This window comes from Haloarcula sp. H-hyl6 (assembly GCF_056934455.1).
Genome location: NZ_JBRIIK010000001.1, coordinates 1,903,277 through 1,928,260, shown reverse-complemented (window position 1 = coordinate 1,928,260; position 24,984 = coordinate 1,903,277). Strand labels below are relative to the sequence as shown.

The 24,984-nt window shown below is 68.2% G+C and carries 20 protein-coding genes, 1 tRNA gene and 1 other RNA gene; 8 read left to right on the top strand and 14 right to left on the bottom strand.

The window, feature by feature from the left end; translation table 11 throughout:
• Positions 1-101 precede the first annotated feature (101 nt).
• The 6 genes from Hhyl6_RS10110 to rnpB form a co-directional block, all read right to left on the bottom strand.
• Positions 102-269 carry a zinc-ribbon domain-containing protein gene (locus tag Hhyl6_RS10110; protein ID WP_483739066.1) on the bottom strand — a complete coding sequence of 56 codons (168 nt, stop codon included), beginning with the start codon at positions 267-269 and terminating at the stop codon, positions 102-104.
• Positions 270-396: 127 nt separating this feature from the next.
• Positions 397-2,463 (bottom strand): excinuclease ABC subunit UvrB, encoded by a 2,067-nt coding sequence (gene uvrB, locus Hhyl6_RS10105; RefSeq protein WP_483739065.1) that lies wholly within the window; start codon positions 2,461-2,463, stop codon positions 397-399.
• Between the two features lie 121 nt (positions 2,464-2,584).
• Positions 2,585-2,746: a hypothetical protein gene (locus Hhyl6_RS10100; RefSeq protein ID WP_483739064.1), complete on the bottom strand. Its 162-nt coding sequence runs from the start codon at positions 2,744-2,746 to the stop codon at positions 2,585-2,587.
• 39 nt (positions 2,747-2,785) lie between these two features.
• Complete coding sequence (locus Hhyl6_RS10095) at positions 2,786-3,397, bottom strand: rubrerythrin family protein (protein ID WP_483739063.1); 612 nt, start codon at positions 3,395-3,397, stop codon at positions 2,786-2,788.
• Positions 3,398-3,460: 63 nt separating this feature from the next.
• Positions 3,461-4,456, bottom strand: a complete 996-nt coding sequence (locus tag Hhyl6_RS10090; protein ID WP_483739062.1) for a zinc metalloprotease — start codon at positions 4,454-4,456, stop codon at positions 3,461-3,463.
• 47 nt (positions 4,457-4,503) lie between these two features.
• Positions 4,504-4,896: RNase P RNA component (rnpB, locus tag Hhyl6_RS10085), an RNA gene on the bottom strand.
• Positions 4,897-5,054: 158 nt separating this feature from the next.
• On the opposite strand from rnpB, the gene Hhyl6_RS10080 reads away from it, so the two are divergent.
• The 4 genes from Hhyl6_RS10080 to Hhyl6_RS10065 are packed head-to-tail and all read left to right on the top strand — an operon-like array spanning position 5,055 to position 12,257.
• Positions 5,055-8,897 (top strand): transglutaminase TgpA family protein, encoded by a 3,843-nt coding sequence (locus tag Hhyl6_RS10080; RefSeq protein ID WP_483739061.1) that lies wholly within the window; start codon positions 5,055-5,057, stop codon positions 8,895-8,897.
• Positions 8,894-9,514: a DUF7269 family protein gene (locus Hhyl6_RS10075; RefSeq protein WP_483739060.1), complete on the top strand. Its 621-nt coding sequence runs from the start codon at positions 8,894-8,896 to the stop codon at positions 9,512-9,514. Before Hhyl6_RS10080 ends, Hhyl6_RS10075 begins: the two co-directional genes overlap by 4 nt.
• On the top strand, positions 9,511-10,764 hold the full coding sequence (locus Hhyl6_RS10070) for a DUF58 domain-containing protein (RefSeq protein ID WP_483739059.1): 1,254 nt from the start codon (positions 9,511-9,513) through the stop codon (positions 10,762-10,764). The genes Hhyl6_RS10075 and Hhyl6_RS10070 overlap by 4 nt, the downstream gene beginning before the upstream one ends.
• The gene (locus Hhyl6_RS10065) at positions 10,764-12,257 is read left to right on the top strand and encodes a DUF7519 family protein (RefSeq protein WP_483739058.1); all 1,494 of its coding nucleotides are present in this window, start codon (positions 10,764-10,766) and stop codon (positions 12,255-12,257) included. Before Hhyl6_RS10070 ends, Hhyl6_RS10065 begins: the two co-directional genes overlap by 1 nt.
• A gap of 1 nt (position 12,258) precedes the next feature.
• On the opposite strand, the gene Hhyl6_RS10060 is transcribed toward Hhyl6_RS10065, so the two are convergent.
• From Hhyl6_RS10060 to Hhyl6_RS10050, 3 genes are all read right to left on the bottom strand, one after another.
• Positions 12,259-13,218, bottom strand: coding sequence for an AAA family ATPase (locus Hhyl6_RS10060; RefSeq protein ID WP_483739057.1), 960 nt, complete (start codon positions 13,216-13,218; stop codon positions 12,259-12,261).
• Between the two features lie 350 nt (positions 13,219-13,568).
• On the bottom strand, positions 13,569-15,332 hold the full coding sequence (locus tag Hhyl6_RS10055) for a nitrite/sulfite reductase (protein ID WP_483739056.1): 1,764 nt from the start codon (positions 15,330-15,332) through the stop codon (positions 13,569-13,571).
• Positions 15,333-15,425: 93 nt separating this feature from the next.
• Positions 15,426-15,767: a DUF8134 family protein gene (locus Hhyl6_RS10050; RefSeq protein ID WP_483739055.1), complete on the bottom strand. Its 342-nt coding sequence runs from the start codon at positions 15,765-15,767 to the stop codon at positions 15,426-15,428.
• 267 nt (positions 15,768-16,034) lie between these two features.
• Here Hhyl6_RS10050 and Hhyl6_RS10045 point away from each other — a divergent pair, with 267 nt between their 5' ends.
• The 4 genes from Hhyl6_RS10045 to Hhyl6_RS10030 all read left to right on the top strand — a co-directional run bounded on the left by Hhyl6_RS10045 (position 16,035) and on the right by Hhyl6_RS10030 (position 17,321).
• Positions 16,035-16,184 (top strand): hypothetical protein, encoded by a 150-nt coding sequence (locus tag Hhyl6_RS10045; protein WP_483739054.1) that lies wholly within the window; start codon positions 16,035-16,037, stop codon positions 16,182-16,184.
• A gap of 58 nt (positions 16,185-16,242) precedes the next feature.
• The gene (locus Hhyl6_RS10040) at positions 16,243-16,908 is read left to right on the top strand and encodes a DUF7119 family protein (protein ID WP_483739053.1); all 666 of its coding nucleotides are present in this window, start codon (positions 16,243-16,245) and stop codon (positions 16,906-16,908) included.
• Positions 16,909-16,942: 34 nt separating this feature from the next.
• A tRNA-Lys gene (locus Hhyl6_RS10035) sits at positions 16,943-17,016 on the top strand.
• 92 nt (positions 17,017-17,108) lie between these two features.
• Positions 17,109-17,321, top strand: a complete 213-nt coding sequence (locus Hhyl6_RS10030; RefSeq protein WP_483739052.1) for a DUF8123 family protein — start codon at positions 17,109-17,111, stop codon at positions 17,319-17,321.
• Between the two features lie 24 nt (positions 17,322-17,345).
• Here Hhyl6_RS10030 and Hhyl6_RS10025 read toward each other — a convergent pair whose 3' ends face one another.
• The 5 genes from Hhyl6_RS10025 to Hhyl6_RS10005 all read right to left on the bottom strand — a co-directional run bounded on the left by Hhyl6_RS10025 (position 17,346) and on the right by Hhyl6_RS10005 (position 24,984).
• Positions 17,346-18,215 carry a hypothetical protein gene (locus tag Hhyl6_RS10025; RefSeq protein WP_483739051.1) on the bottom strand — a complete coding sequence of 290 codons (870 nt, stop codon included), beginning with the start codon at positions 18,213-18,215 and terminating at the stop codon, positions 17,346-17,348.
• 143 nt (positions 18,216-18,358) lie between these two features.
• Positions 18,359-20,701, bottom strand: coding sequence for an outer membrane protein assembly factor BamB family protein (locus Hhyl6_RS10020; protein WP_483739050.1), 2,343 nt, complete (start codon positions 20,699-20,701; stop codon positions 18,359-18,361).
• Between the two features lie 437 nt (positions 20,702-21,138).
• Positions 21,139-21,924 (bottom strand): helix-turn-helix transcriptional regulator, encoded by a 786-nt coding sequence (locus Hhyl6_RS10015; protein ID WP_483739049.1) that lies wholly within the window; start codon positions 21,922-21,924, stop codon positions 21,139-21,141.
• Positions 21,925-22,617: 693 nt separating this feature from the next.
• Positions 22,618-23,181, bottom strand: a complete 564-nt coding sequence (locus Hhyl6_RS10010; protein WP_483739048.1) for a hypothetical protein — start codon at positions 23,179-23,181, stop codon at positions 22,618-22,620.
• Between the two features lie 894 nt (positions 23,182-24,075).
• On the bottom strand, positions 24,076-24,984 hold the full coding sequence (locus Hhyl6_RS10005; RefSeq protein WP_483739047.1) for an NmrA/HSCARG family protein: 909 nt from the start codon (positions 24,982-24,984) through the stop codon (positions 24,076-24,078).

Below are 24,984 nucleotides of genomic sequence, written 5' to 3'. Positions count from 1 at the left end.
GCGATCGAGATAAACGTCAGCTATCCCAGCCATCCGCGGGCGGTTTCGACCGCTCGCCGACGGCAACGACCTGCCAGCGCGGGTAGCCGTCGACCGCCCCCTCAGTCGGTTTCGGTCAGGTCCGCCCCGCAGTGCGGGCACTCCTCGGCGTCGTCGGGAACCGACTCCTCGCAGGCCGGGCACGTCGCCGTCCGGTGGTCCTCGGCGGCCTCGGAGGCCGTCTGTTTGAACTTCTCGACTTCTCGGCCCGCTCGCTCGAAGAAGCCCACGCTAGACCCCCCCGGTCCCGTCGGGGTCGGCAATAGGTCTGTCCATACAGGGGCCACGAGCGGTAGCGGCAAAAGCCGTGTGGCGCTTCTGGCTGGGCCGAACCTCGACCGATCGAGACTGGCCGTCTCAGAACTCGTCGGGTCCGGGGGCGGGGACCCCGCCGTCGTCGCTCTCCGGCGCGTCGAGGTCGAACTCCTCGCGCAGGTCGCGGATGCGGTCGCGGATGTCCGCGGCGAGTTCGAACTCCAGATTGTTCGCCGCCTCCTGCATCCGCTCTTCCAACTGGTCGACGCGACGGGCCGCCTCGTCCGCGTCGGACGGTCCGTCGCCGGCCACGTCGCCGGTATCGGTCTTGCTCCCGGGCAGGTTCGTCTCGCCGACGTCCTTCTCGATGGTCGTCGGTTCGTAGCCGTGCTCTTCGTTGTACTGTTGCTGGATGCGACGGCGGCGCTGGGTCTCCTCGATGGCCGACGCCATGGCGTCGCTGCGCTCGTCGGCGTAGAGGACGACTTCGCCGTTGACGTTTCGCGCGGCCCGCCCCATCGTCTGGACCAGTGTCGTCTCCGAGCGGAGGAACCCCTCCTGGTCGGCGTCCAGAATCGCCACGAGCGACACTTCGGGGATGTCCAGTCCCTCACGCAGGAGGTTGATGCCGACGAGGACGTCTATCTCGCCCAGTCGGAGCGAGCGGATGAGTTCGTGACGTTCCAGCGTGTCCGTCTCGTCGTGCATGTACGCGACGTCGACACCGGCCTCCTCCAGATACTCCGTGAGGTCCTCGGCCATCCGCTTGGTGAGGGTCGTGACGAGGACGCGTTCGTCCCGTTCGATACGGCCGTCGATGCGGCCCATCAGGTCGTCGACCTGTCCGGTGGCGTCGGCCACCTCGACGGCGGGGTCCACGAGGTGCGTGGGTCGGACGATTTGCTCGACCACCTGCGCGCTCTCCTCGCGTTCGTAGTCGCCGGGCGTCGCGCTCACGTACAGCGTCTGGTCGGTCTTCTCTTCGAACTCCTCGAAGGTGAGCGGCCGGTTGTCGAACGCGGTCGGGAGGCGAAATCCGTTCTCCACCAGACTCTCCTTGCGCGATTTGTCGCCGGCGAACTGGCCGCGAATCTGCGGGATGGTCTGGTGGGACTCGTCGATGACCGTGAGGAAGTCCTCGGGGAAGTAATCGAGCAGGGTGTAGGGCGCCTCGCCGCTCTCGCGGTCCGAGAGGTGGACCGAGTAGTTCTCGATGCCCGAACAGTAGCCCGTCTCCTGCATCATCTCGATGTCGAAGGTGGTCCGCTCCTCGATTCGCTGGGCGGCGACGGCGTCGCCCGTCCGCTCGAAGTAGCGGATGCGCTGGTCGAGCAGTTCCTGAATCTCCTCGATGGCGCGTTCGAGGCGTTGCTCGGGGATGGAGTAGTGTTCCGCCGGGTGGATGAGCGCGGCGGGTTCCTCCCGCACTACTTCCCCCTTCAAGGGGTCGACTTTCAGCATCCGGTCTATCTCGTCGCCCCAGAACTCCACGCGGATGGCGTAGCGGCCGTACATCGGGTAGATTTCCAGTGTGTCCCCGCGCACGCGGAAGGTGCCCTGCGTGAAGTCCACGTCGTTGCGCTCGTAGTTCAGGTCGACGAGCCGCGAGAGCAACTCGTCGCGCTCTATCTCCTGGCCGACCTCCAGCGAGAGGGACATGTCGATGTAGTTGCGCGGGTCACCGAGGCCGTAGATGGCCGACACCGAGGCGACGACGATGACGTCGTCCCGGGTGAGCAGCGACCGGGTCGCGGAGTGGCGCAGGCGGTCTATCTCGTCGTTGATGGAGGCGTCCTTGTCGATGAAGGTGTCCGTCTGCTCGACGTACGCCTCCGGTTGGTAGTAGTCGTAGTAGGAGACGAAGTACTCGACGGCGTTGTCCGGGAACAGGTTGCGGAACTCCTCGTACAACTGCGCGGCGAGGGTCTTGTTGTGGGCGATGACGAGCGTCGGCTGCTGAATCTCCTCGACGACCCACGAGACGGTGTTGGTCTTGCCCGACCCGGTCACGCCGAGCAAGGTCTGCTTGTCCATCCCCTGCCGGAACCCCTCGGCCAGTTGCTCGATGGCCTCGGGTTGGTCGCCGGCGGGGTCGAACGGCGCGTCGACGCGGAACTCGCTGTCGGCGTCGGGGCGGTCTATCGAGAGGGGGCCTCCGGCGTCGCTCATTGTGTGGGGGTAGGGTTGGAGCGACTTGAGGCTAGCGAGGTTCTGAGCGAAGCGAAGAACCTCGACGAAGCGCAGCGGGGAGCGAAGCGACCCGCGAGCAGTAGCGAAGGCTCTCGCTAGCTCACGGCTCCTGCACGTCGAACGGCAGGTCGTCGGGGTCCTCGACGACCAGCCACCACTTCTCGTTGCCGTCGGCGTGCCGGCGCTCGGTGTGGTCTCTGAGTCCCTCGAACCCGTCGAAGTCACGGCCGCAGATGTGACACCGGTAGTGGTGTTTCGCCATGCCGGCCCTCCCCGCCGGGTCGAGAAAGTAACGCGGGGCTTAACAGACTGGCTTGGGGTTGACGCCGAGGTCCTCCAGCGTCTCGAAGTAGTCGTCGTAGGCCGCCGAGACGACGGCGACGGCGGCCCCTTCGGCGGTCTCCCAGTCGTCCTCGTCGGCGCAGGTCTCGTCCAGCAGGTCGGCGGCGTCCTCGCGCAGGGCCTCGACGTCGTTGCGGGCGCTCCGGAACGTGCTCGCGGTCTGGGGGTCGGCCTGCCCGGTGAAGAAGCCGGTGAGTTGCCCCTTCGCCTTCTCGTCGACGAGCGCCCACCCGACGAGGCCGCCCAGTCGCTCGACGGTGTCGGTCAGGTCGTCCAGCGCGTCGTGCATGGCGAACTCGCGGTCGGCCGGGTCGGCGCCCACGTCGTCCAGTCGGTCGGCGGCGTCCTCGGCGGCGTCGGCGAACAGGTCTGCGGCCGCGCCGTCGGCGTCGTCCGCCCACGCCGAGAACGTGTCGCGGGCGGCCTGTTCGCGGGCCGCGGCGGCCGCGCGCACGGCGTCGGGTTCCATCTCGCCGCGGGTGTCGGCGTACAGCGTCTTCGAGGACCCGAGGCGGGACAGTTCGGTCTGCTGGTCGTCGCGGACGGCGTCGATGAGGTCGTCGGCGGTCATGGGGGCGACTCCGCCCGGCGCGGGCTTGAAACCGTCGGACCGGCGGGACCGCTCGAATCGGGGCTACCCGTGCCACTCGCCGCGGCGTTCCTCGTAGTCGGCGTCGGCGAGGGGCGCGGGCAGGTCGTCGCCCCGGCCGAGCGTCCCGAGCAGTTGCCGGGCGACGTGCCAACTGGCCGCCTCCGTGTCGAGGTCGACCAGCAGGATTTCGAGGCGCGTGTACGTCTCGATAGCGCCGTCGCGGTCCGGGTCGGTCCCCTCGACTCGGGCGCACGACCCCGAGTCCGCTCGACAGTCCGCCGCGTCGACGGGGACGACCACCACGTCGGCCGCGGCGGGGTCGGCGACCAGTTCGGCGGTGACGTTCGACGGGGCGGCGCCGTCGGCACCCTCGGTCACGTAGGCCAGCGCGTAGGCCACCTCCTCGCGGTAGGCCGCGCGTTCCTCGGCCGAGAGGCTCTCGTTCCGAATCGCCACCGTCAGCGTCGTGTCGTTCCACGGGACCGGGCGCTCGCTGGCGTTCGGCCGCGGGAGCGTCGCCAGCGTGCTCCGGTGGCGCATCACCTCCCGCGGCGGGTCGCCGTGGCGCAGGCCCAGCACGTGTCCGACCTCGTGTTCGACGACCCGCCGGGTCGACTCGTTGGCGAAGCCGCGCTTTATCGACACCGCCGCCGGCCGGTCGACCCGCGTGTCGGCCGTCAGACGGGGGGCACACCCCGCGGAGTAGTCGGCGTCGCCGCAAGCGGTGACCGTCTCGACGAACGTAATCTCGACGTCGGGCGGGCCGTCGGCGGGCGTCTCGCCCGGTTCGAGGACGCGGAAGTCGACGGCGAACCCAGCGTACTCGGGCGCGTGGGCCTCCCAGTAGGCCAGTCCGTCGGCGGCGAGGGCTCGCTCGCGGGCCGTCCCGTCGACGGCGACGGTCACCGTCTCGTTGGCGAACGGGTGGCCCCGCTCGACGAGTTCGGACGTCGACTCCAACGCCTCGGAGGCGGCGCTACACCCCGCGAGTCCGCCGAGGAGGAGACACAGCACGAGGGCGGCCAGTCGTCGGTCCATCGTCTACCCATCGACGCGTCGCTACTAGTCGGTTGTGGCCGCAAGACGGCTGCGGGGAGTAAGCCCCCTTCTGTTCTGGCCGGCATTCGGCTCAGCGGCCGCGTCCAGCGCTCGCGCGCGGTACCGGACTACCTGTCGACGCGGCCTTGCACCGGTGAGGATTCGCCGTTCCATCGGTCCGTCGTAGGCGAGGGGCACCGGATGGTGGCCCTCGATAGCCCTCGGTGGGTTAACTCTCCCTCGCTTCCGGGGGGCGCGGCACGGAGTGCCGCACACGCCCCGTCGCTCGGGATTCGCGCACCTCATCGGTCCCACGACGACGTGTCGTTGCTGTTCCATAGCCGACGGTCTCCCGCCCCGGACTTGCGCCCGGTCACCTGTCCGGCGGGTGGGGGGACTTTCCTCATGCCTCTCGGCACGGGGGCCGGCCTCCCGCTGCCGGGCGAGCGTAGGCGACTGCCGCCGATAAGGCTTACCACCCCGTCGCGTCGCCGGGGTCGTGCGCCGTATCGGCAGTTGAGTCGTCCCGTAGACTTTTCATGTCAGGGGTATAGCCCTGCGCCAGACAGTAACTGTGGACGCGAACCGAGTGCTATCGGTGACGCTGGCACTCCTCTGTGTCGCGAGTTTCGGTCTGTCGGCCCCCTTGTTGGGGTCCGGGCCGGTCGCGACGCCGTCGGCCGCCGGGGCAGGGATGCCCGGCGACGCCGCCCGCCAACTGGGTGGGGACAGCGGGGCGACGCAACCGCCCGAGGGGTCGACGAGCGACGCTGACGGTGGGGCCAGCGACGGCGAGGGAACGGACGAGAACAGCGGCGGCGACGCCCCGACGTGGGACGAGTCGGGCGTCGAAGCAGCGCTGTCGGGGTCCGCCGACGGCGGCCTCGGGAGCGAGGCCGGCCAGAGTGGAAGGGGGTCCGCGACGGCGACGCCGACGGCGAACGGGTCCGGCGCGAGCGGCGCGGGCGGAACCGGCACGTCGACGGGCGGGAGCGGCGGCAACTGCACGCGCGCCGACGCCGCCCGACTGGGTCTGAGCGACGCCGTCGTCGCCGACGTGGTCGGCCGGACGTGCACCATCGGCCCGCAGGAGGACCCCTACTGGCGGACCGTCTCCTACGCGCGCTACACCGGCGCGGGGTGGGACGCCAGCGACGCGGAGCGGTCGCGCCCGGCGAGCGACTACCCGCGGGCCGGCCGGCAGGTGAGACTGCGCTACACCGTCGTCAACCGGACGGCGGCGGTCCCCGTGCCGTGGCGGCCCGAGTCGGTCGACGGCCTCGACGCCGACGGCGTCGCCGTCACGCGGGCGGGGGTCGAACCGGCCGGGGCCGCGCTCCCGAACGGGACGACCTACACCGCGACGACGACGCTTCCGGGTTGGTCGCCCCGGGAGTTGCAGACCGCAGGACGGGACTACCCGAGCGGCGTCCAACGGCGCTACACGCAACTGCCCGCCGACACGCCCGAGCGTCTGCGGGCGCTGACCGGCGAGGTGACCCGAAACGCGACGACCCCCTACGAGCGCGCGGTGCTCGTCGAGCAGTGGCTCCAGACCGAGAAGGCGTACTCGACGCAGATAGTCCGACCGTCCGAGCACTACGCGACGGCGTTCGCGACGGAGATGGAGCGGGGCTACTGCATGTACTTCGCGACGACGATGGTGGCGATGCTGCGGACGCAGGGCATCCCGGCCAGATACGTGCAGGGGTACTCGCCGTCGTCGGGGCGAACCGAGGACGGGAGCCTGCGTATCGACCGCTCGAAGGCCCACGCGTGGGTCGAGGTGTACTTCCCGGGCACCGGGTGGGTGACGTTCGACCCGACGCCAGCCGACAGGGAAGCGCTGAGAGAGTCGGGGACCACTCGAGCGAGCGTCGACGCGCCGCCCGCAGACCCGGACTTCGCGCGGGTCGACGACAGCCGCGTCCGCCAGACGACGACCGACCGGCCGCCGGAAGTCGACGCGGACGTGCGCCTCGACGGCCGGGTCGTCCCGGGCAACGAGATACAGGTCGTCGTCACGCTGGACGGCCGCCGACTCGGCGACGCGCTGGTGACGTTCAACGGCGAGAGCGTCGGCCGCACCGACGGGTTCGGCCGGGTCAACGGCGTCGTGCCCTACGCCTCGCGGCTGAACGTGAGCGTCTACAAGGCGTTCGACAGCGCGGACGGCCAGCAGCGCGGCAGCGGAAGCGGGAGCGGTTCGAGAGACGGAACGGACGACGGGAGCGGGCAGAACGGCGGGGGAAGCGGGTCCCAGAGTGGCCCCGGTGCGGGCGGCGGCCAGTCCCCGTCCGAGGCGGCCGGCGGCAATCCCGACACCGTCAGACTCGGCGGGTCGATAACCATCCCCGACTCGACGGTGCTGTACCACGTCGACGTCGTGGCCGTCGAGGGGGCGAACGGGAGCGAGAGCGACGGGACGGGGACGGCCGCCGTCTCGCGCGGGTCGTTCTCCGACCGGCGGCCGACGGCTGACTTCGCCCGGCAGACCGCACCCGAAGGCGGGCGGGAACTGAACACGACCATCGGCCTCTCCTCGATAGACCGCCGGACGCCGGGGACGAACGCGACCGTTCGAGCGGAGATAGAGGGGGTCCCGGTCGCCGACGCGACCGTGTTAGTCGACGGCGTGCCGGTGACCACGACGGACGGCGACGGCCGGGCGTCCGTCCGCATCCCCTACCGCGAGTCGTTCACGGTGCGAGTCACGCGCGGCGACGCTTCGGGTACCCGCACGTACGAGGGCATCGACACCGACGTCGACGTGACCGCGACCGGACTGTCGAACGCGACGACGCAGACGCCGGGGGCCGAGGCGACGGTCCGTGCCGCTATCGACGGCGTGCCCGTCCCGAACGCCACGGTGAGAGTCGCGGGCGACATCGTGGCCCAGACCGACGCCGACGGCGAGGCGACGGTCCGCGTGCCCTACTACGACCGCTACCGCGTCGTCGTCCGGCGGGGCGGGGCCGACGGGGCCGCGGCGTTCCGGGGCACCGACCTGAACGTCTCGCTCTCCGTCGGCGAGGCGCGCCGCCCCGGCGAGACGCTCCGAGTGGCCGCCGCCGTGGACGGAGTGCCGGTCCGCCGGGCGACGGTCAGTATCGGCGGCCGTCGCGTCGGCCGGACCGACGACGAGGGCGTCGCCGACATCACGATACCGTACGTCCGGGACGGGCCGCTGACCGTCACGCGGGGCGCGGCGACGGCCGAACGGGCCTTCGCCGTCCGGTCGAACACGACGCTGACGCTTGCGCCGGACCCCGTCCCCGGCCGACCCCACCGAGTGACCGCGACGCTCGGCGGCGAACCGTTCCCCGGCGCGGCGGTACTCGTCGACGGCGAGCGACGCGGGCGGACCGACGCGAACGGGACGGCGACGGTGACGGTGCCGTACCGCGAGCGCCTGACCGTGACCGTCCGGCGCGGGGAACTGTCGGCCGCGGCGGACGCGCCGCTCCCGACGACGGTCGAGGTCTCGCTGGCCGAGCGCCCGATACCGGGCCGGCAGGTGACCGGCACGGCGACCATCGCCGGCTACCCCGTCGCGAACGCCACCGTCTCGCGGGGCGGAACCGCGGTGGCCCGCACCGCCGCCAACGGGAGTTTCGTGACGACGGTGGCGCTGTTGCCTCCCCGGCCGTCGTTCCAGCGGACCGTCCACCGAGGGGCCGCACGCGGCCGCACTGCGGCGGCGCTGTGGCCGTTCTACGGCGGCGCAACCGCGCTCCTCGTCGGCCTCGCCGTCGGCCTGAACCGCCGGTACGGACTGGTCGGTCGGGCCGCCCGCGGCGGCGCGGCGACGGCGGGGCTGACCCGCCGGACGATTCGCTGGGTCGTCGATAGCGTCCTCCGTCTCGGCGAGGCGGTGGCCGCCGCCGGCCGCGTCGTGGTCGGCACGGCCCAGCGAGTCGCCACGCGCGTCGGGGACGCCCTCCGGCAGGCCCCGACGCTGGTCGCCGCGCTCCGGCGGTTACTGGCCTCGCTGGTCGCGTGGCTCCGGTCCCTCCCGGCGGCCGTGCTGGCGCTTCCCGCCCGCGTCCGGGCCGCTATCGCCGCGTCTCGCGCCGCCGGAGAGCGACGAGACGGCGAGGACGCGGAGGCGCGACTGGCCGCCGCGGCGGCCGGCGACGGCGACGCCCCGGACGAGGCGACCGTAGAGACCGTGGTCGAGGCGTGGGTCGAACTGGCCGAGGGGACACCGCGGGCCTCGCTCACCGAGACGCCGGTGCGGGTCGCCGCGGCCGCGAAGTCCCACGGCTACCCCTCCGACCGGGTCGAGCGCATAACCGACGCCTTCCGCCGCGTCAGGTACGGCCACTACTCGCTCGACGCCGACGGCCTCGCGTCGGTCACCGAGGCCGCGACCGACCTCGGACGGGCGGACGAGACGGACGGTAAGAGCGAGGCGGACGCCACGGAGGGCGAGTCGTGATTCGCGCCGTCCTGCGGGCGTGCAAACTCGGCGTCGTCGTCGCCCTCGTCAGCGCCGCGTCGGCGGCGCTCCTCCGGCCGGCCGTCTACCCGGCGACGGTTCGCCGTCCCCTCGAACTGCTCCCGAGCGACTCCGCGGCGCTCTGGCTCGGATTGGGCGTCCTCGCTGGCCTGTTCGCGGGAGCCGTCACCGTGGCCCAGACCCCGACCCGACGCCCCGACTTCGGCGTCTCGACGCCCGAGACGGCCAGCGCCAGCGACAGCGAGGTGATTCAGCGGAGCCTCGACGAGCGAATCGAGCAGGTCCGGACCGACGGGGCACGGGCCGTCGTCGACCCGGCGTCTGTGTTCGCCGACCTCCGAGAGGCGGCGGTACCGCTCGTCGCGGAGGCGTATCAGGAACCCCCGTCGCGGGCCAGCGACCGGGTCGAGGCCGGCGACTGGACCGACGACGACTACGCGGCCGCCGTGCTGAGTCCCGACCCCGAGTTGCGGCCGTCGCTACTGACCCGGGTCTGGGAGTGGTTCCTCGGCGACCGGGCCGCCGCCCGCCGCGTCGCGCGGGTCGAGCGGGCGCTGTTGGCCCTCGCGGCGGGAGACGGGGAGGAGGACCGATGAGCGGGGCGACGACCACCCGAACGAACCGCTACCGCCACCTCGTCGGGGCGATACTGGTGCCGGTCGTCCTCGGCGTGACGTTCCAGTCGCCCGTGGTGTACGCCACCGGCGCAGTCCCCATCGTCTACCTGCTCTACGGCGAACTGACGACGCCGGACCCGGCCACCGACCGCCTCTCCGCCGAGCGCACCCTCGACCCGGAGGCCCCCGCTCCCGGCGAGTCGGTGACCGTCACCGTCGCCGTGACGAACACCGGGGCCGACGCCGTGACCGACCTGCGACTCGTGGACGGTGTGCCCGACGAACTGGGAGTCACCGGGGGGAGTCCCCGGGCGTCGCTGTCGCTCGGGGCCGGCGAGACGGCGACGGTCACCTACGACGTCGTCGCCAAGCGGGGGACCCACGACTTCGGCGACCTCACCGTCGCCTCCGTCGGGTTGAGCGGCGAACACGACAGTCGCGGCGCCGTCCCCGTCGAGACGACCCTCCGGTGCGAGGTGCCCGTCGAGGACGTGCCGCTGACGAGTCAGACCGCCCGTCGCGCCGGGCAGATACCGACCGACATCGCCGGGGAGGGCATCAGTTTCCACAGCACCCGCGAGTACCGCTCCTCGGACCCCGCCCGCCGCATCGACTGGCGGCGCTACGCGCGCACGAACGAACTGTCGACGGTCGAGTATCAGGAGGAGCACGCCGCCACGGTGGTCCTGCTCGTCGACCGCTCGGCGGCCGCCGCGGCCCGGACCGAACCCGACCGGCCGACCGGCGCGGAACTGTCGCTGTACGCCGCCGAGCGGACGTTCTACGAACTGCTGGCCGGCGGCAACCGCGTCGGCGTCGGCCTCTACCCCGACCGGGTGACCGCGCTCGGACCGGGGGTCGGGGCCGACCACGCCGCCACCGGCCGGGACCTGTTCGCGGCCGCCGAGACGGAGGCCGACCGCGCGCCGGGGAGCGTCGAGCGCGACCTGCTGACGTGGCTGCCGGCCTCGGCACAGGTCGTCCTCGTCTCGCCGCTGTTGGACGACGAGATGGTGGCGCTGGCCGACCGACTGCTGGCCCACCGACACGACGTCAGTGTCGTCTCGCCGCGGTTGGCGGCCGCGACCACCGTCGGGAAGGCCGTCAGCACCGCCGAGCGAGCGCGTCGCCTCCGGTCGCTGGAGGGGAGCGGTGCCCCCGTCGTGGACTGGGACCCCGACGAACCGCTCCGCCTCACGCTGGAGGCGTTCGTCAGGAGGTGGCTCTGATGGCCGGCCACGACCCGCGCCCGCGGGTCGGCGGGACGCTCATTGCGACGGCCGTCGCGTGTCTCGTCGCGGCCGTCGCCGTCGGGTCGGTGACGACGACGACGCTCTCTGCCGGCTTTCTCGGCGCCGCGGCGGTGCTCGCGGTCGGCGCGCGGGCCGCCGAGAGCGAGACGCGACTGGCGGCGCTCGTCGGGAACGTCGCCGCCCCGGTCGGCGCGTCGGCCGCCGTCGGCCTGGTGGGGTACTGGTGGTACCTCGGACTCACGAGCGGCGGCGTCCCGCGCCCCCTCCTCGCGGTGAAACTGCTCGCCCTGCCCGGCGTCGGCCTGTTCCTCGTCGCGGTGGCGCTGGCCCGGCAACTCTCGTTCGTCGAGGACAGCGAGGGGGCCGGACTCACGCCCGTCTACCGCTCGCTGTTCGTCCAGTCGCTGGCCGTCGCCGCGCTCGTGCCGGCAATCGGCTGGGTGGCGTACCTCCCGCCGACCCTCCGACCGACTGCGGCGCTCGGCGTCTGGGAGCAGGTGGTGGCGGCGCGGGCTGAACCCGCGCTGGCGACGACGCTGGTCCCCGGTCTCGTCCTGCTGGTCGTGGTGCTCTGGCGGGTGCTCCTCGTCAGACTGGAGGCGCTCGACCTCCGGACCCCGCCGTCGGCCCGCGAGGGACGGGACTGGGGGCGTTTCGGCGGGACGCTGGTGGCGCTGGGCGCGATAGTCGCCCTCGTGGCCATGTTCGTCCGCCTCGGGTCGCCGGGCGTCGGGATTCCGTTCCTCGTCGGCCCGCCCGTCGTCTACGACGCGCTGGCCGGGGTGGCGGCGCTCGAAACCGGGTTGCTCGTCGCGTCGTACCTGCTGGGCCTGATACGGCGGACCCAGAGCCGCACGCTGGCGAACCTGGCGACACAGCAGAGCGGCACGGCGGTCGTGACCGTCGCGGTGCTCGCCGCGCCGTTCCCGCCGCGGGTGGCCACCCTCGCCGAGAACGTCGTTCGCACCGTGGACACAGTACCCAACGAACTCGCGTTCCGGATGGTCCTGCTCGGGACTGTCGCCGTGGCGCTGTTCTCGCTGTCGCTCGGCCTGCGACTGCTACTGGCGAGCGTCGACGAGTTCACCCGGAGCGAGGGACACACCGCCCGGGTACGCGGCGCGGCGGCGACGCTGTATCTGGGGGTCGTGCTGCTGGCACTGCGGCACGGGCGGCCCTCGCTGGCCCTCGGCGGCGGCGTCGGGGCCATCCTCGTCTGGGACCTGCAGGAACACGCCATCGTCCTCGGCCGGCAGGTCGGTCGCCGCCTGACGGTCACGCGGCCGGAGGGCGCGCACTTCGTCGGCAGTCTGCTGGTCGGCGGCGTCGGGGCGGGCGTCGGCTACGGCGTCACCGCCGTCACCGACCGCGCCGTCGCGTCGGCGTTCCCCAGCGTCGTCCTCATCGGAGTGCTGGTGCTTGCCATCCTGCTCGCGGTGCTGTGGCTCCCGCGGGTGGGGGCGGAGTGACCTACTCGGCGGCGTCGACGTTCGGCACGTCTAGCCTGTCGAGGAGGTCCCGGACGATGGCCCGCTTGTTCCGGTCGTCCATCCGGGCCTGCGCCGTGAGCACGAGGCGGTGTGCCAGCGTCGACGGCGCCACCGTCGTCACGTCGTCGGGCGTCACGAAGTCCCGCCCGTCGAGGACCGCACGCGCCCGCGATACCTCGAACAGTCGCTGCGTCCCGCGCGGGGAGACGCCGGTGTCGACGGCCCGATGGGAGCGCGTCTCTCGTGCGAGGTCGGTGATGAACCACCGCAGGTCGTCGTCGACGGTCACCGACTCCGGGAGGTGCTGTATCCGGGTTATCTCCTCGGCGGTCACCACCGAGTCGACCGTCGGCGTCGACGACTCGCGGTCCGCCCGCCGGTCGATGAGGTCCTTCTCGCCCGCCCGGTCCGGGTAGCCGATGGAGTCTTTGAACCAGAAGCGGTCCACCTGCGCCTCCGGCAGGGGAAAGGTCCCCTCCTGTTCGACTGGGTTCTGCGTGGCGATGACCAAGAAGGGGTCCGGCAGGTCGTGTTCCTCGCCGTCGACGGTGACCTGCCCCTCACCCATCGCCTCCAGCAGGGCCGACTGGGTCTTCGGCGGCGCTCGGTTTATCTCGTCGGCCAGCACCACGTTGGCGAAGATGGGCCCCGGGACGAACTCGAAGGTGCCCTCGGACTCGTTGTAGATGTTCGACCCCGTGATGTCGGCCGGCAGGAGGTCCGGCGTGAACTGGATGCGCGAGAACTCGAGTCCCAGCGCGTTCGCGAAACTGTTCGCAGTCAGCGTCTTTCCCGTCCCCGGGACGTCCTCCAAGAGGACGTGTCCCCCGGCGACGACGCTGGTCATGATGGTCTCCAGAAACGCCCTGTCGCTGATGACGGCGGCCCCCACCTCGTCGACAATCGACTGCGCGTGCCTTCCCGCGTCGGCGACGTCCATACAGAGTTGGTCGAACGAACCCGCATATACGTACCGACGGTTTCGAGGAGTGTGGGACCCGGCGTGGGTCGCCCGCGACTGCGACTCCGGACCCGCACAGTCCGGAGAACCGGGCCTCCCGAGCGGCGTCGGAATCCGGTGGACGGGCACGTCTACAGCCCGTTCTCGACTGTATGCGGGGGACACCGGGCCCGGGAGCGGTATCTCCGACGCTGTCGCTGGTCCCGTCCGTCGATGTCTCGCTTCGCGCGCTACGAGACGGTCCAGACGTACGCGGTGCAGGCCGATACGCCGCTCTGCGGTGAAGTCGACCCGACAAAAGGCGGACCGCGATGCCGAGCAGTTCGCCCTCAGTCGTCAGAGGGCAGGGATTCGCCCTCCCCGTTCGTCGGGGCGGGCGAGGCGTCCATGGAGTCGTCCTCGGCGTAGGGGTACCACGTCGTCTTCGTGTTGTGCATGTACGGGTCCTCGTAGTCGGTCTCCTCGGGGTCGACGAGGTCGGCGAGAGCGTCCTCGTCGCGGGCCTCCACGAAGTCTCGGAACGTCTCACCGTCCTCGCGGAGGTCCGTGAAGCTCTCGACGAGGTTCTTGATGGCACCGGGCACCTCGTCGGCGGGGACGCGCATCTCCACCCAGTCGGCGAAGCGCGGGTCCTCACCGAGGCCGCCGCCCAGACCGATGTCCAGCGCCTCGACCGGTTCGCCGTCCTTGCGGGTCTTCATGCCGCGCAGGGAGACGTCGGCGATCTGCGGCTGGGCACAGGAGGCCGTACAGCCCGAGAGGTGGATGTGGAAGTCCTCGTGGTCGGCGGGGAGTTCGACGTTGTCGCGGAGCCAGCGGGCGTAGCGGACCTGCCGGTTCTTCGTCTCGACGATGGACAGCGAGCAGAACTCCGTGCCGGTACAGGCGATGGAGCCACGCATGAACGGCGAGGGGTCGGGCGAGTAGTCCTCCAGCAGAGGCTCGTTCTTGAGGTCCTCGAGGTTCTCCTCGGGCACGTCCATGACGATGACGTTCTGGCGCTGGGTCAGGCGGACCTCGCCGGAGCCGTACTCCTCGGCGAGTTCGGCGAGCTCCAGCGTGTCGTCGGCACCCATCCGGCCGACGAGGACGTTCAGGCCGACGTAGTAGTTGCCGTCGTCCTGTTCGTGGACGCCGACGTGGTCGTCGTGGCCCTCGTTGCCGCCGGAGTTGTAGGTGTACTGGTCGCGCATGTCCTCGCCCGCCGTCTCCAGTTCGAAGTCGACGAACTCGTCTTGCAGGACCTGTCGCATCTTCTCGGGGCCCCACTCGTCCATGAGGAACTTGATGCGGGCGTTGAAGCGGTCGTCGCGGTCACCGTACTCGTTGAACAGTCCGGACATGCCGGCGGCGACGTCGGCGGCCTGCTCCGGGGGCACCCAGACGTCGATGTCGCGGGCGAGGCGGGCCTCCTTCCGTGAGAGGCCGCCGCCGACGCGGACGTTGAACCCGAGTTCGCCGTCCTTCTCGGCCGGTTCGAAGGCGAGGTCGTTGATGTCACCCTGCCCACAGCCCTCGTCACAACCGGTGACGGCCACCTTCCACTTCCGGGGGAGGTTCGCGTAGTCGTCGTTGCCCTTGAACGTCTCGTGGAGTTCCTCGGCGACGGGCCACGCGTCGATGTGCTCGTGTTTGTCCTTGCCGGCGACCGGACAGCCGACGATGTTCCGCCACGAGTCACCGCAGGCCTGCTGGGTCGTGAGACCGACGGATTCGAGCTTCTCGAATATCTCCGGGATGTCCTCGAGCTTTATCCAGTGGAGTTGGATGGACTGGCGGGTGGTCCAGTCACAGTACGCGTCGCCGAACTCGGGGTTCTCGGCCGGGCCGGAGGCGTACTCCTTGGCGACTTCGCCGATGACTTCGAGTTGGCCGGGTTCGATGACGCCGTTCGGCGTCCCGATGCGCATCATGAAGTACGACTCCTGCCCGGAGCGCTGGTGGTACAGGCCCCACCACTTGAAGCGCTCGAACCACGCGTCCTGTTCGTCCTCCGGGATGGACTCCCAACCCTGCTCTGCGAACTCCAAGAGGTGCTCCCGTATCTCGTTACCGTAGACTTCGTCCTTCCATTTCTCTACTTTGCTCGGCATGGCTGATTGTGTTTCCCCACTAGATATCCAGCCTTATACGCCACGCTTTGCCGTCAACCGTCTCCCCCGCTCCCCGAAACAGGACGATATTGCCTATTCGTCGGGACGGGCCAGTCTCGTTCGCTTCTCCGGGAAATGGACGCTCTCGTGAACGACGCCGTAGAACTCGCCCGACTCCGGGTCTACGACGCGGCCGACGGTCAGCCAGTCGGTGACGCCGCTCTCTCCACACGCGATGCACTGGCCCGCGATGCGCGCCTCGATGTCCGGGTGGTCGACGCCGACTTTGACGAACCCCTCGGCGAGGAAATCGGTCGTCTCACAGTCACAGAAGTCGCTCCGGGCCAACAGCCAGAGGTCCGAGACGTTCACTTCCCGCGAGTCGTTGACGGATATCCACGCCCCGTCGTCGAGTTGGTGAACGTCGGTCGTCATTACATCTCATTAGACGTCCCGACTACCTGAGGGCGTCGTCGTTCGCAAGTTTCGCCGGGGTCGCACCGAAGGCGGTCTCGTCCGGCGGTGCGTGGGCCTCGGTACCACGACGCCCTATCTGTCAGCCGGCGTACAAGGTAGCTGCACGCGTTGCCGGTAAGCCGCAGTGCGGGTCACAATTACAGGAGAGTGCGGCCTTATGATGGCGGGTCTATTACAGAGGGATAGCGACACGCGGGGACTCACGTCGCCGCGCCAACAGAAACGATGACGAACGCACACCAAACGCACGACGAACCCGACGCCGAAGTCGACGAACCAACCACCGACCACCTCGACAACGTCGAGGACGGGTGTGGCTGCACCGAAATCTGGGAACACATGAGCGAGGAGCGCGAGAGCGCTTCGGACGACTGAGACGGGTGTGTGACCCCGGACGGGATACTTTTGTGCGCTGGCGACCAACGAGGTGACGATGCCAGAGGACGCACCGTCGACCGACCGTAAGTCGCCGGTCGGGAAGCCAGTCATCCGGGGCGACCCGAACTTCACCGGCCAACACGCCGACGAGGCCGTCGAGTTCGACCCCGACGACCCCGAGAGTCTCGAACTCGCCGCCGAGACGGTCCGTCGCTTCTCCGAGAACACGGCGGGCGCCGACGACAACGTCTACATGCTCCGCGGCGCGGCGGCGTGTGCGGCGCTCGTCCGCGGCGAGGGGTCGTACAAGGCCGCCGCCGAACGGGCCGGGGGCGAGGCCACCGTCTCCTTCATCCGGAAGTGGTCGCGGGTCCACGACCTGCCACGCTCTATCCGCATCCACGTCGCCAAGGGCGAAATCGCCCCCACCGCCGCCAAGCACATCGCCCGCGTCGCCGGCGAGGCCCGCCTGTTACTGGCGTGGGCCGCCCTCGACCACGACCTGACGGTCCGGCAGATTCGCTCGGTCGCGAGCAGCGTCAACGACGGCGCGAGCATCGAGGGTGCGCTTTCCGAGGAGGGGTACCAACTCGGGCGCCTCACCGTCGACGTCGACGTCGACGCCTACTGTAAGCTCCGCCGCCGCGCCGCACTCGACGCCACGGACCCGAGTGCCGTCGTCACCGAGGCGTTGGAGACGACGCTCGACGACGGACCGTAAGGTCTTAATCGCCACTCCCCCCAGCGACTATCGAGGGCCGGTAGCTCAGTCAGGCAGAGCGTCTGGCTTTTAACCAGATGGTCGGGGGTTCAACTCCCTCCCGGCCCGTGCAACGAACTGACGAGCGCAGCGAGCGGTGTCGCCGCCGGACACGACGGGAGACCGGTTGATTTACCACGCTCACCGCCGAGCGGTCGTGTATGACCACCCTCACCGACCGCTTCGGGAGTCCGCTCAAACCGTTCGGCACCGCCGCTGGAACGTTCCTCGTCCTCGCCGCTCTCGGAACGATAGCCGGCGCGCCGTGGACGACGCACGCGGCCATCGGCAGCGCGATACTGCAGGTCGTCGGCGCCGTCCTGATGGCCGTCGTCGGCGTCGCACTGACGTATCTCGCCGTCAGCGGCGAATAAGCGCGAAAAACGTCTTCTACGGTCTCAGCCGCGCGTCGGGAGGTACGCCATCCCGAGCATCAGCACCGCCGCGATGCCCGAGAGGATGGAGACGCCCCAGAGCCCGTTCTTGCGCTCGTGGAAGTAGTCCTGACTGTCGAGTTGGTCCTGATAGGTCGGGTACTCGTCGACGCTGACTATCTGAACCGTCTGGTGGTCCGGGAAGTGCGCGAAGTACTGCTGGCCCTGCAGGGTGACGTTCCCGCCCTCGCTGAGTTCGACGGTGCGGTTCCGGGGTGCGACCCACGTGACCGTCGCACTGCTGGCGGTCACCTGCGAGAGCGTCGCCTGTTTGACGCCGCTGTCGCTCTGGTACGGGATGGTCTCGGACTGCTGGAAGGTTTGGGTCTGGGGTTCCGGCAGCCACTCGCTAACGGGCTGTCGCGAGCCATTCTCGCGGTAGACGACGTACTGCGTGCCGTTCTGGGACGACAGCGAGTTCTCGACGGCCGGGTCCTCCGTGGCCAGTTGGGAGGCGTTCAACTGCTCGGTGTAGGTCACCGACTTGGACTCGTTGTCGGTCGTGACCAGCCACGTCTGGTTGTTGATGGTGGTCGTCGACCCGTTCTCTAACGTCCCGGAGTACTGCCACGATTCGTTGGTCCACGACATGTCGGCAGCCATCGACCCGCCACCACCGCCACCGTGTCCGCCACCACCACCGCTGGACATGTGGATGTTCGAGACGGTGTAGGTGGTCCCGCCGACACTGAACGTGCTGTCGTTGGTCAACTCGGCGTTGGCCTCGAGTGACACCTCCGGCCGCTGGCTCTCCGCGACGCCAATGTACGCGTAGGCTGCGACACTGACGACGAGGAAGAACGCGAAGTATGCCGCCGCGGCTCGTCGTTGCATATCCTGACGGTCAGTCGGCGCGCGGTTTAATGATTACTTTTCGACCCCACCGCTCGTACGGATGCCGGCAGGCCACGTCGTGAGTGGGCGAGGCTACCGGACCGCACGACGACGTGCCGGTGACGTGGGGACGCCGCCCCCGTTCAGGGTCGGTCGAACCGATACAGGTAGCCGTCGGCGCTCCCGACGAAGACGCTCTCGGTGCCGACGCTCGGACGGGACCGGACCAGTCCGGTCGTCTCGAACCGTCGGCGCAGGCTTCCGTCGTCGGTCGCCAGTGCGTGCAGTCGGAAGTTCCCGACTGCGAACACCGTCCCGTCCACCACGGTCGGTTCGACGAACCGGGTGTCGGTCGACGGGTCGAGCGTCCGCGTCCAGCGGACGGTCCCGTCCGGCTCGATGGCTTGTACCGATTCCTCGAACCGCTGGCGGGTTTCGAACTCCCGCTCGGTCGTCCGCACCGCGTACACCGACCCATCGGCGGCGGCGAGCGCCCTGACCGGCCGTTCCCAGTCGAGTTCGACCGTCCACCGGGTCGTACCCTCGTCCGTCCCCAGCGCGAGAATCTCCTGTCGGTCGTAGTCGCCCTCCGGCCGCCGGCAGTAGACGAGGGCGTCGCCGTCGAGCGCGACCCCCCGGAGGTTCGACACCGGTTCGACCCAGTCGGGCGTCCCGTCGGCCCGATTCAGCGCGAGGATTCGCTCGGTCGTCGGGACGTAAACGTGGTCGTCGTCGACGAGAAGGTCGCCCGCCGGTTCCCCGCCCCCGGGACACTGGTCCTCCAGCGTGAACGTCCACCGAGTGTCACCGGTCGCCGCGTCGAGTGCTCGCACACCCGACTCCGCCTCGAGTATCCCGTACACCGTCTCGTCGGCCGCCGTCGGGTCGGCCACAGCGGGGCGGTCCGCCGACAACTCCCACGCCACCGCGCCCGTCTCGGCGTCGAACGCGGCGAGGTTCGTCTCGGTCTCCGCGATGACGCGCCCGTCGGCGAGCACCGGGTCGCCGCTCACCCCGTCGGTTTGCCACCGCGTGTCTGCAGTCTCCGCATCGAGGGCGCGCAGCGTCCCGTCTCTGTCTGTGACGAACGCCGTCTGCCCGGTCACTGCAGGGCTTGCTAGCACCGGTGACCCGGCGTCGAAGCGCCACAGCACGTCCGGGTCTGACGCCGACAGCCGATACAGGTAGTTGTACCCGTCGAGGACGACCACGCTGTCGGCCGTCGGAACCACCGCGGAGGGGCCCGGTATCCCCTTCGGCGCTATCGAGGGGCCACCGGATTCGACGCTTCGCACCGGAAGCCGCCACCGTATCGACCCGTCGCCAGGAGCGATTGCCCACACGCGGGCCTGTGGGGCTTCCTCCTGAGCGAGTCCATCGTACGCCTGGCCGCCGTGCCAACTCACGGTGGCGTAGAGCACGCCGTCGGTCAGCGTGAGTCGTTCCGGCACCTCGCGGCTATCGACGTCGATGCGCCACGCGACGCTCCCGTCGTCGAGGCTCAGTGCGGTAATCGTCCTGTCTTCGGCCGTCCCGAGGACGACCCGCTCTCCGTCGACGACGGGCGCGCCGGTCGGCGTCGGTTCGGGCCCGGCCATCCCGTCCGTCGCGAACGACGTGCGCCAGCGGACCGACCCGTCGGAGACGGCCCTCGCCTCGACTGCGGTGTCGGTCGTGACGAGGAGCGTCTCGCCGCTCACCGTCGGCCACGTCGCCGGGAGTTCGCCCCCGGCCTCTCGCTGCCAGTTTACCGTCCCGTCGGCCGTCGAGAGACTCGACACGCCCGCCTCGGACGTGACGAACACCGCCTCGCCGTCCGCGACGAGGCGGTCCTCGCTTCCCGTCCCGACGGCCGTGTCCCACTGTCGCTCGCCCGTCGTCGCGTCGAGCGCGTACACCGACCCGCCGCCGTTCCGCGCCGAGTCCGCGACGTACAGCGTCCCGTCGACCACCGTCGGCGCCGTCCGGATACCGCGGTCGAGTTCGTGTTCCCACTCGACGGCCCCGTCTGTGCGCGACAGGGCGTACACCGTCCGCTCGCCGTAGACGTAGACGGTCTCGCCAGTGACGGTCGGATGGGCGTTGTGCGCCGGCCCACCGAGTCGCGTCTGCCAGCGTGACTCACCCGTCCCGAGGTCGACCGCGACCGCGACTGCCTCGCTCGTCTCGCCGTCGACGTCCCGCGCGCCGCTCGCGTAACAAGTGCCGTCCACTACCGCCGGCATCCCGACCCCCCACTCGACTGCCGACCCGTCCTCGTCCGCAGGGAGCCGACGGCTCCAGTCCACGAACGGTCGGTCTGTGAGAGCTACACCGCCCGAGTTGTACCCGGTTCCGAGAGGGTCGTGCGCTCGCATCGGCCAGTCGGTCGCGGGTTGCTGTGCGCTCGCCACCGCCGATGCGCTCTCCGAGACGGTCGCTTCGCCTACCGTCGCCCCGATGGTCGTCAATCCAAGAGCTTTGAGGAACGTTCTCCGGAACTGCATACCATCATCCTACTGTCAGGAGGAAGTTGTATATCTGGATGGTAAGGCACGAACACGGATTCAATGGCGTGTTAACCAGCGTTTCGTCGCCGATGAAGCTCTCTGCATTCGGAGACGGCGGAGCCGTTATCGTGACGCGAAAACGGGTAAAGAAACCAAGAGGCGGATCTGAACGGCGATGGGTGGCTCTGCAGTCCTCACGGCGGAGTTCGGACTCTGGCCGCGTGAGACCAGCAACGCTTGGCTTCGATTGCACGGGGAATTGGAGCTGCTGGTCTCTGACGCTTGTGTCGCCACTTTCCACCGTCATCGATGTACCGGAAGGGTACGGGTCAAGTCAGTCACGCGTAGGTTCCTCACGATACCCGCGGTAGCTGGTCATCGCTGATAAACGCTGGCGGATAGCGTTCGTACTGGCAGACGCTGCTGGGCCGGCATCACTCGATACCATCAGTCACCGGCCGTGCTTCGCGTCGATACTTCGAAACCATCTGGTGTGCCCACTCGACTGCGACGGGATGGCTTGAGACGATGTTCCCGCTGAAGGTGCCGTCGTCGCCATACGTAATAATCTGCATCTCGGTGTCGTTGTCGATGTCCCACACGGCAACACCCACTGGAACTGAGTCGTGAACAGATACCTCGAGATGTTCGGACGAGAGAACGGCTGACAGTTTGCTGGATTTGCGCTCTCGATACCACTCGAACAGGTCGGACGAGAGGACGTACTCCACCTCTAATTCGTCATCGACCGCGCCTCGTTCGTAGACGACCTCTGCGAGCTCGGGAATCGTATCGCCTCGAGCGATGCCTCGGATACGGTCTGCTTGACGGAACTTCTTCACAGTTCGTTCTAAGGGGTATGTGGGTGAAGGAGGCGAGGGAACGCCCAAATATGCCTCACTGAACACAGCGGGTGGAATATCGAGTTCAGAAGGTAGATCAGCAAGTAGTTCAGAACCCTCCTCGATTCCGTCGACAATTTCTCTCGTATTGTCTACAGTGCTATAGACAAAATCTCCCTTCGGAGTGAGTCGCCAGTTCCCACGGTCACCTCGCTCAACCAGACCGTGTTCAGATAGCTCGTCGGTCGCACGATGAACAGTAGCTCGCGAATCTCCGAGTTCGTCGACCAGATCGCGTGGTTTTGCCGCCCGTTGAGACAGACACTGCAAGTACGGTTCTCTGTCCAGAGCTAATCTGATAATCGCCTCGTCGTCCATCGGTTCTTATGAAGCCGTCACCAATGGAGACAGTTCAAGCTTTACGAATAAGGGCCAGCTTGCGTTAAAAGAGACCGTGTAACGTCACACGTTTGCCCCCGATGACGGTGTCTCTGAAAAAGACCGACTGGCCCTCGACGAAATCTTGGCGGCGGATTTAGTCGGGGAGACCAACGACGACCTGGTCTACAAACTCACCGCCGAATTGGAAGAGTCCGTCTCGCAGGTGTTCGCCCCTGACTTCGAAGGGGCGGAACTGGAGCCGACGAGCGTGACGTTTGAGCCGGGCACCCGCTCCGCGTGGCACACACCCCCTCGGTCAGCAACTCGTCGTCACAAGCGGGTGTGGCCTCGTACAACGAGATGGCGGCGAAATCGAGCAGATTAGTGCGGGCGACGTGGTATGGTTCCCGCCGGGAGAGAAACAGTGGCATGGTGCGATGCCCGACATATCGATGACACACATAGCCGTTCAAGAACAGCGTGACGGGAAAGCCGTCGATTGGTTGGAACACGTCTCAGATGAGGAGTACAACCCCGCGTAGAAACCTAACCGTCAGCGGGGCGCACAGCGGGAGAGAACAATCTTTCATGAGCAAGCCGCGTTATTCAGCACAGTTTCCGGGATCAGTCGTCGGTTGAGAGTTTTAATAGGCCCGGATAGATTAAGAAATCAGTTTCGCGTACCCCCAGTCAGTGATCGTGTCCGCTCTCGGTGCCTCCCTCGTGATGGCCGCCATCACTGTCAGTGAACTTCGGGTTCACCGGGGCGAAAACACCCGCTGGATTGTCTGCGTGTACCCACGCGTGTAGCGTCCTGAGACCCGGGTGAGTACTCACGATATCGGCGATACGCTCGGTTCGGTCACCTTCTTTCCCACTCGCCGTCCCCCAGTCGAGTGAGACGGTATCGCCGGCAGCGAGATCCGAATCGGGTGGATGGAACTCCGACCAGTAGTCTCGGGTGGCAAGTTCATCGAGCGATAGGTTTTGTGGGCTGTTCTGCTGGTCGTCCGGTTTGGCGAATACGTGCGTGGCTGCACCGTGAGTGTGCCACTCCTCGGAGGCATCAGTTGTCTCGTCTGCGAATAGGTCGGGGTCGGTCGGGACTGCTTCCTTGGGCCCGCCAAACTCAGCCGAGCCGAGTTTCAATCCGTCCTCTGTCTCGACGTACGTGAGTATTGGTGGCTTCTCGAGGTCGAACCCGTTCTGTGCGGCTTGCTTGAGGTACTCGGGGTTCTGGGCGTGCCACCCCATCCCCGGAACGTAGGGGCCACCGAATTTGTAGCCGTCTTCTAAGGCCTTCTCGATACTCGCGTACTTCGAGGTCGCCTCTCGTACCGTCGCGAGCTGCTCGTCCAGCGATTGTTGCGGAGAGCTGGTCGTTTGTGTCGATGTTCCTGTTGGAGTTGCTGTCGGTTGAGGCGTCGAACTCGCATCAGAGTCCGTACTGCCGCTTCCACCAGTACACCCAGCAAGAGCAGATGTGAGCCCACCAGCAGTGGCTGCGAGAACTTTCCTCCGATTACACCGTGCTGCTAATTCTGTCCGACGTGGCATCATTACGTACCTGTGACTACCAGATTCTATGCTCACTGTGTGAAACTTCGTTTCAACGCGTGAAATGACGCTTCGTCTATCGAGTATAGATGCCCGGGAAGGACTCGTTCGACAGCACCTCGGCCTCCCTAATTGCCTCAACGGTGCGTCCGTCAACCTCGTCGTCGTAGTTGTGTCTCCACTCGCGGAACTCGAACGCAATCGACCTCGTGCTAGATCGATGGGTGGCTCGATGACGACGTGCCAATCGGCGTCAGGACTTGGCTACGACAGCGTCGGAGATTGATCTGGAAGAGGGATACACCCTCAACTCCCGACCCGTCAGAGGGCGAATTGTCAGAGTATCCACCATTGGTGACTGTTGCGTCCAGCCGGAGGGATGGACGGGGAAGTAGCTGAGACGCGACGAGTAGTCTTCTCGATGGGAGTTCTCAGCCATAGCAGCCATCTTGTGTAGTAAATCACACCTACCCGCCCTGTCCACACGGAAACGTTCTACCGAGAGAGTGGTTTAGATATCGACCGACGCTATGTCGTCGGTCAGCGGTCTCGAAGGATACTGACACTGCCGGCGATATCGGTGTTCTGATTTCACATCGCCTTGACCCAGCCGGGGATGCTGGCCATCCCGTCTTTGTCCTCCCAGCCGTGCTCGGTGAGATACTCCGGCAGCGTCGTGAACTCGAATCCGAGCCGCTCTTCGAGCGCTGGGATGTCGGCGGCGTAGCCGACCTCGTTGAACCACTCACACATCACGGTAAACTCCTCGCCGAAGTCTTCGACGGCCTCGTCCGTCGGCACGTGGACAGCCTCAACGTCGACGCCGGTAACCTCCGAGAGAACCTCCGCTGTCTCCGTGAGCGTCAGTTCGTCGCCGGCGAGTTCGATCCGGTCCCCGGTGAACTCCTCAGGATGCTCGAATGCGACGGCGGCGGCGTGCCCGAGGTCGTCGACGTCGACCATCTGTAGCTCGACGCCCTCTTCGAGCGGGAACGCGAGCGTCCCGTCGAGGATGTCTTCCGCAAAGGCTTCGAAGTTCTGGAAGAAGAACACCGGCTGGAGAACCGTCATCGGGAGGTCGAGATCTTGGGCGTGCTGTTCAATCTCCCACGCCGAGTCGAAGTGCGGGATGCCGGTATCTTTCTCGTGGCTTCCGACGCCGCTGAACACGACGTGGTCGATGCCCTCCTCGGCGGCGACGTCCGCGATGTTCTTGCCCTGCTGTACCTGCGTCTCGTATCCCTGCGTCCAGAAGTTCGTCACTGCGAATACCGCGTCCACGTCAGCGACGTGTGGACGGAGGGTGTCCGGGTCGTCGAGGTCGCCTTCGACCATCGTGACACCGCGGTCTTCGAGCTGCTGTGCGGCATCACTCTCGGCATCGCGCGTCAGTCCGCGGACGTCGAACTCCGCCTCAGCCGCGAGCAGATGGTCGACGACTGCGCCGCCTTGATTACCAGTCGCACCCGTTACGAGGACACGTGTTTTGTTACCAGACAT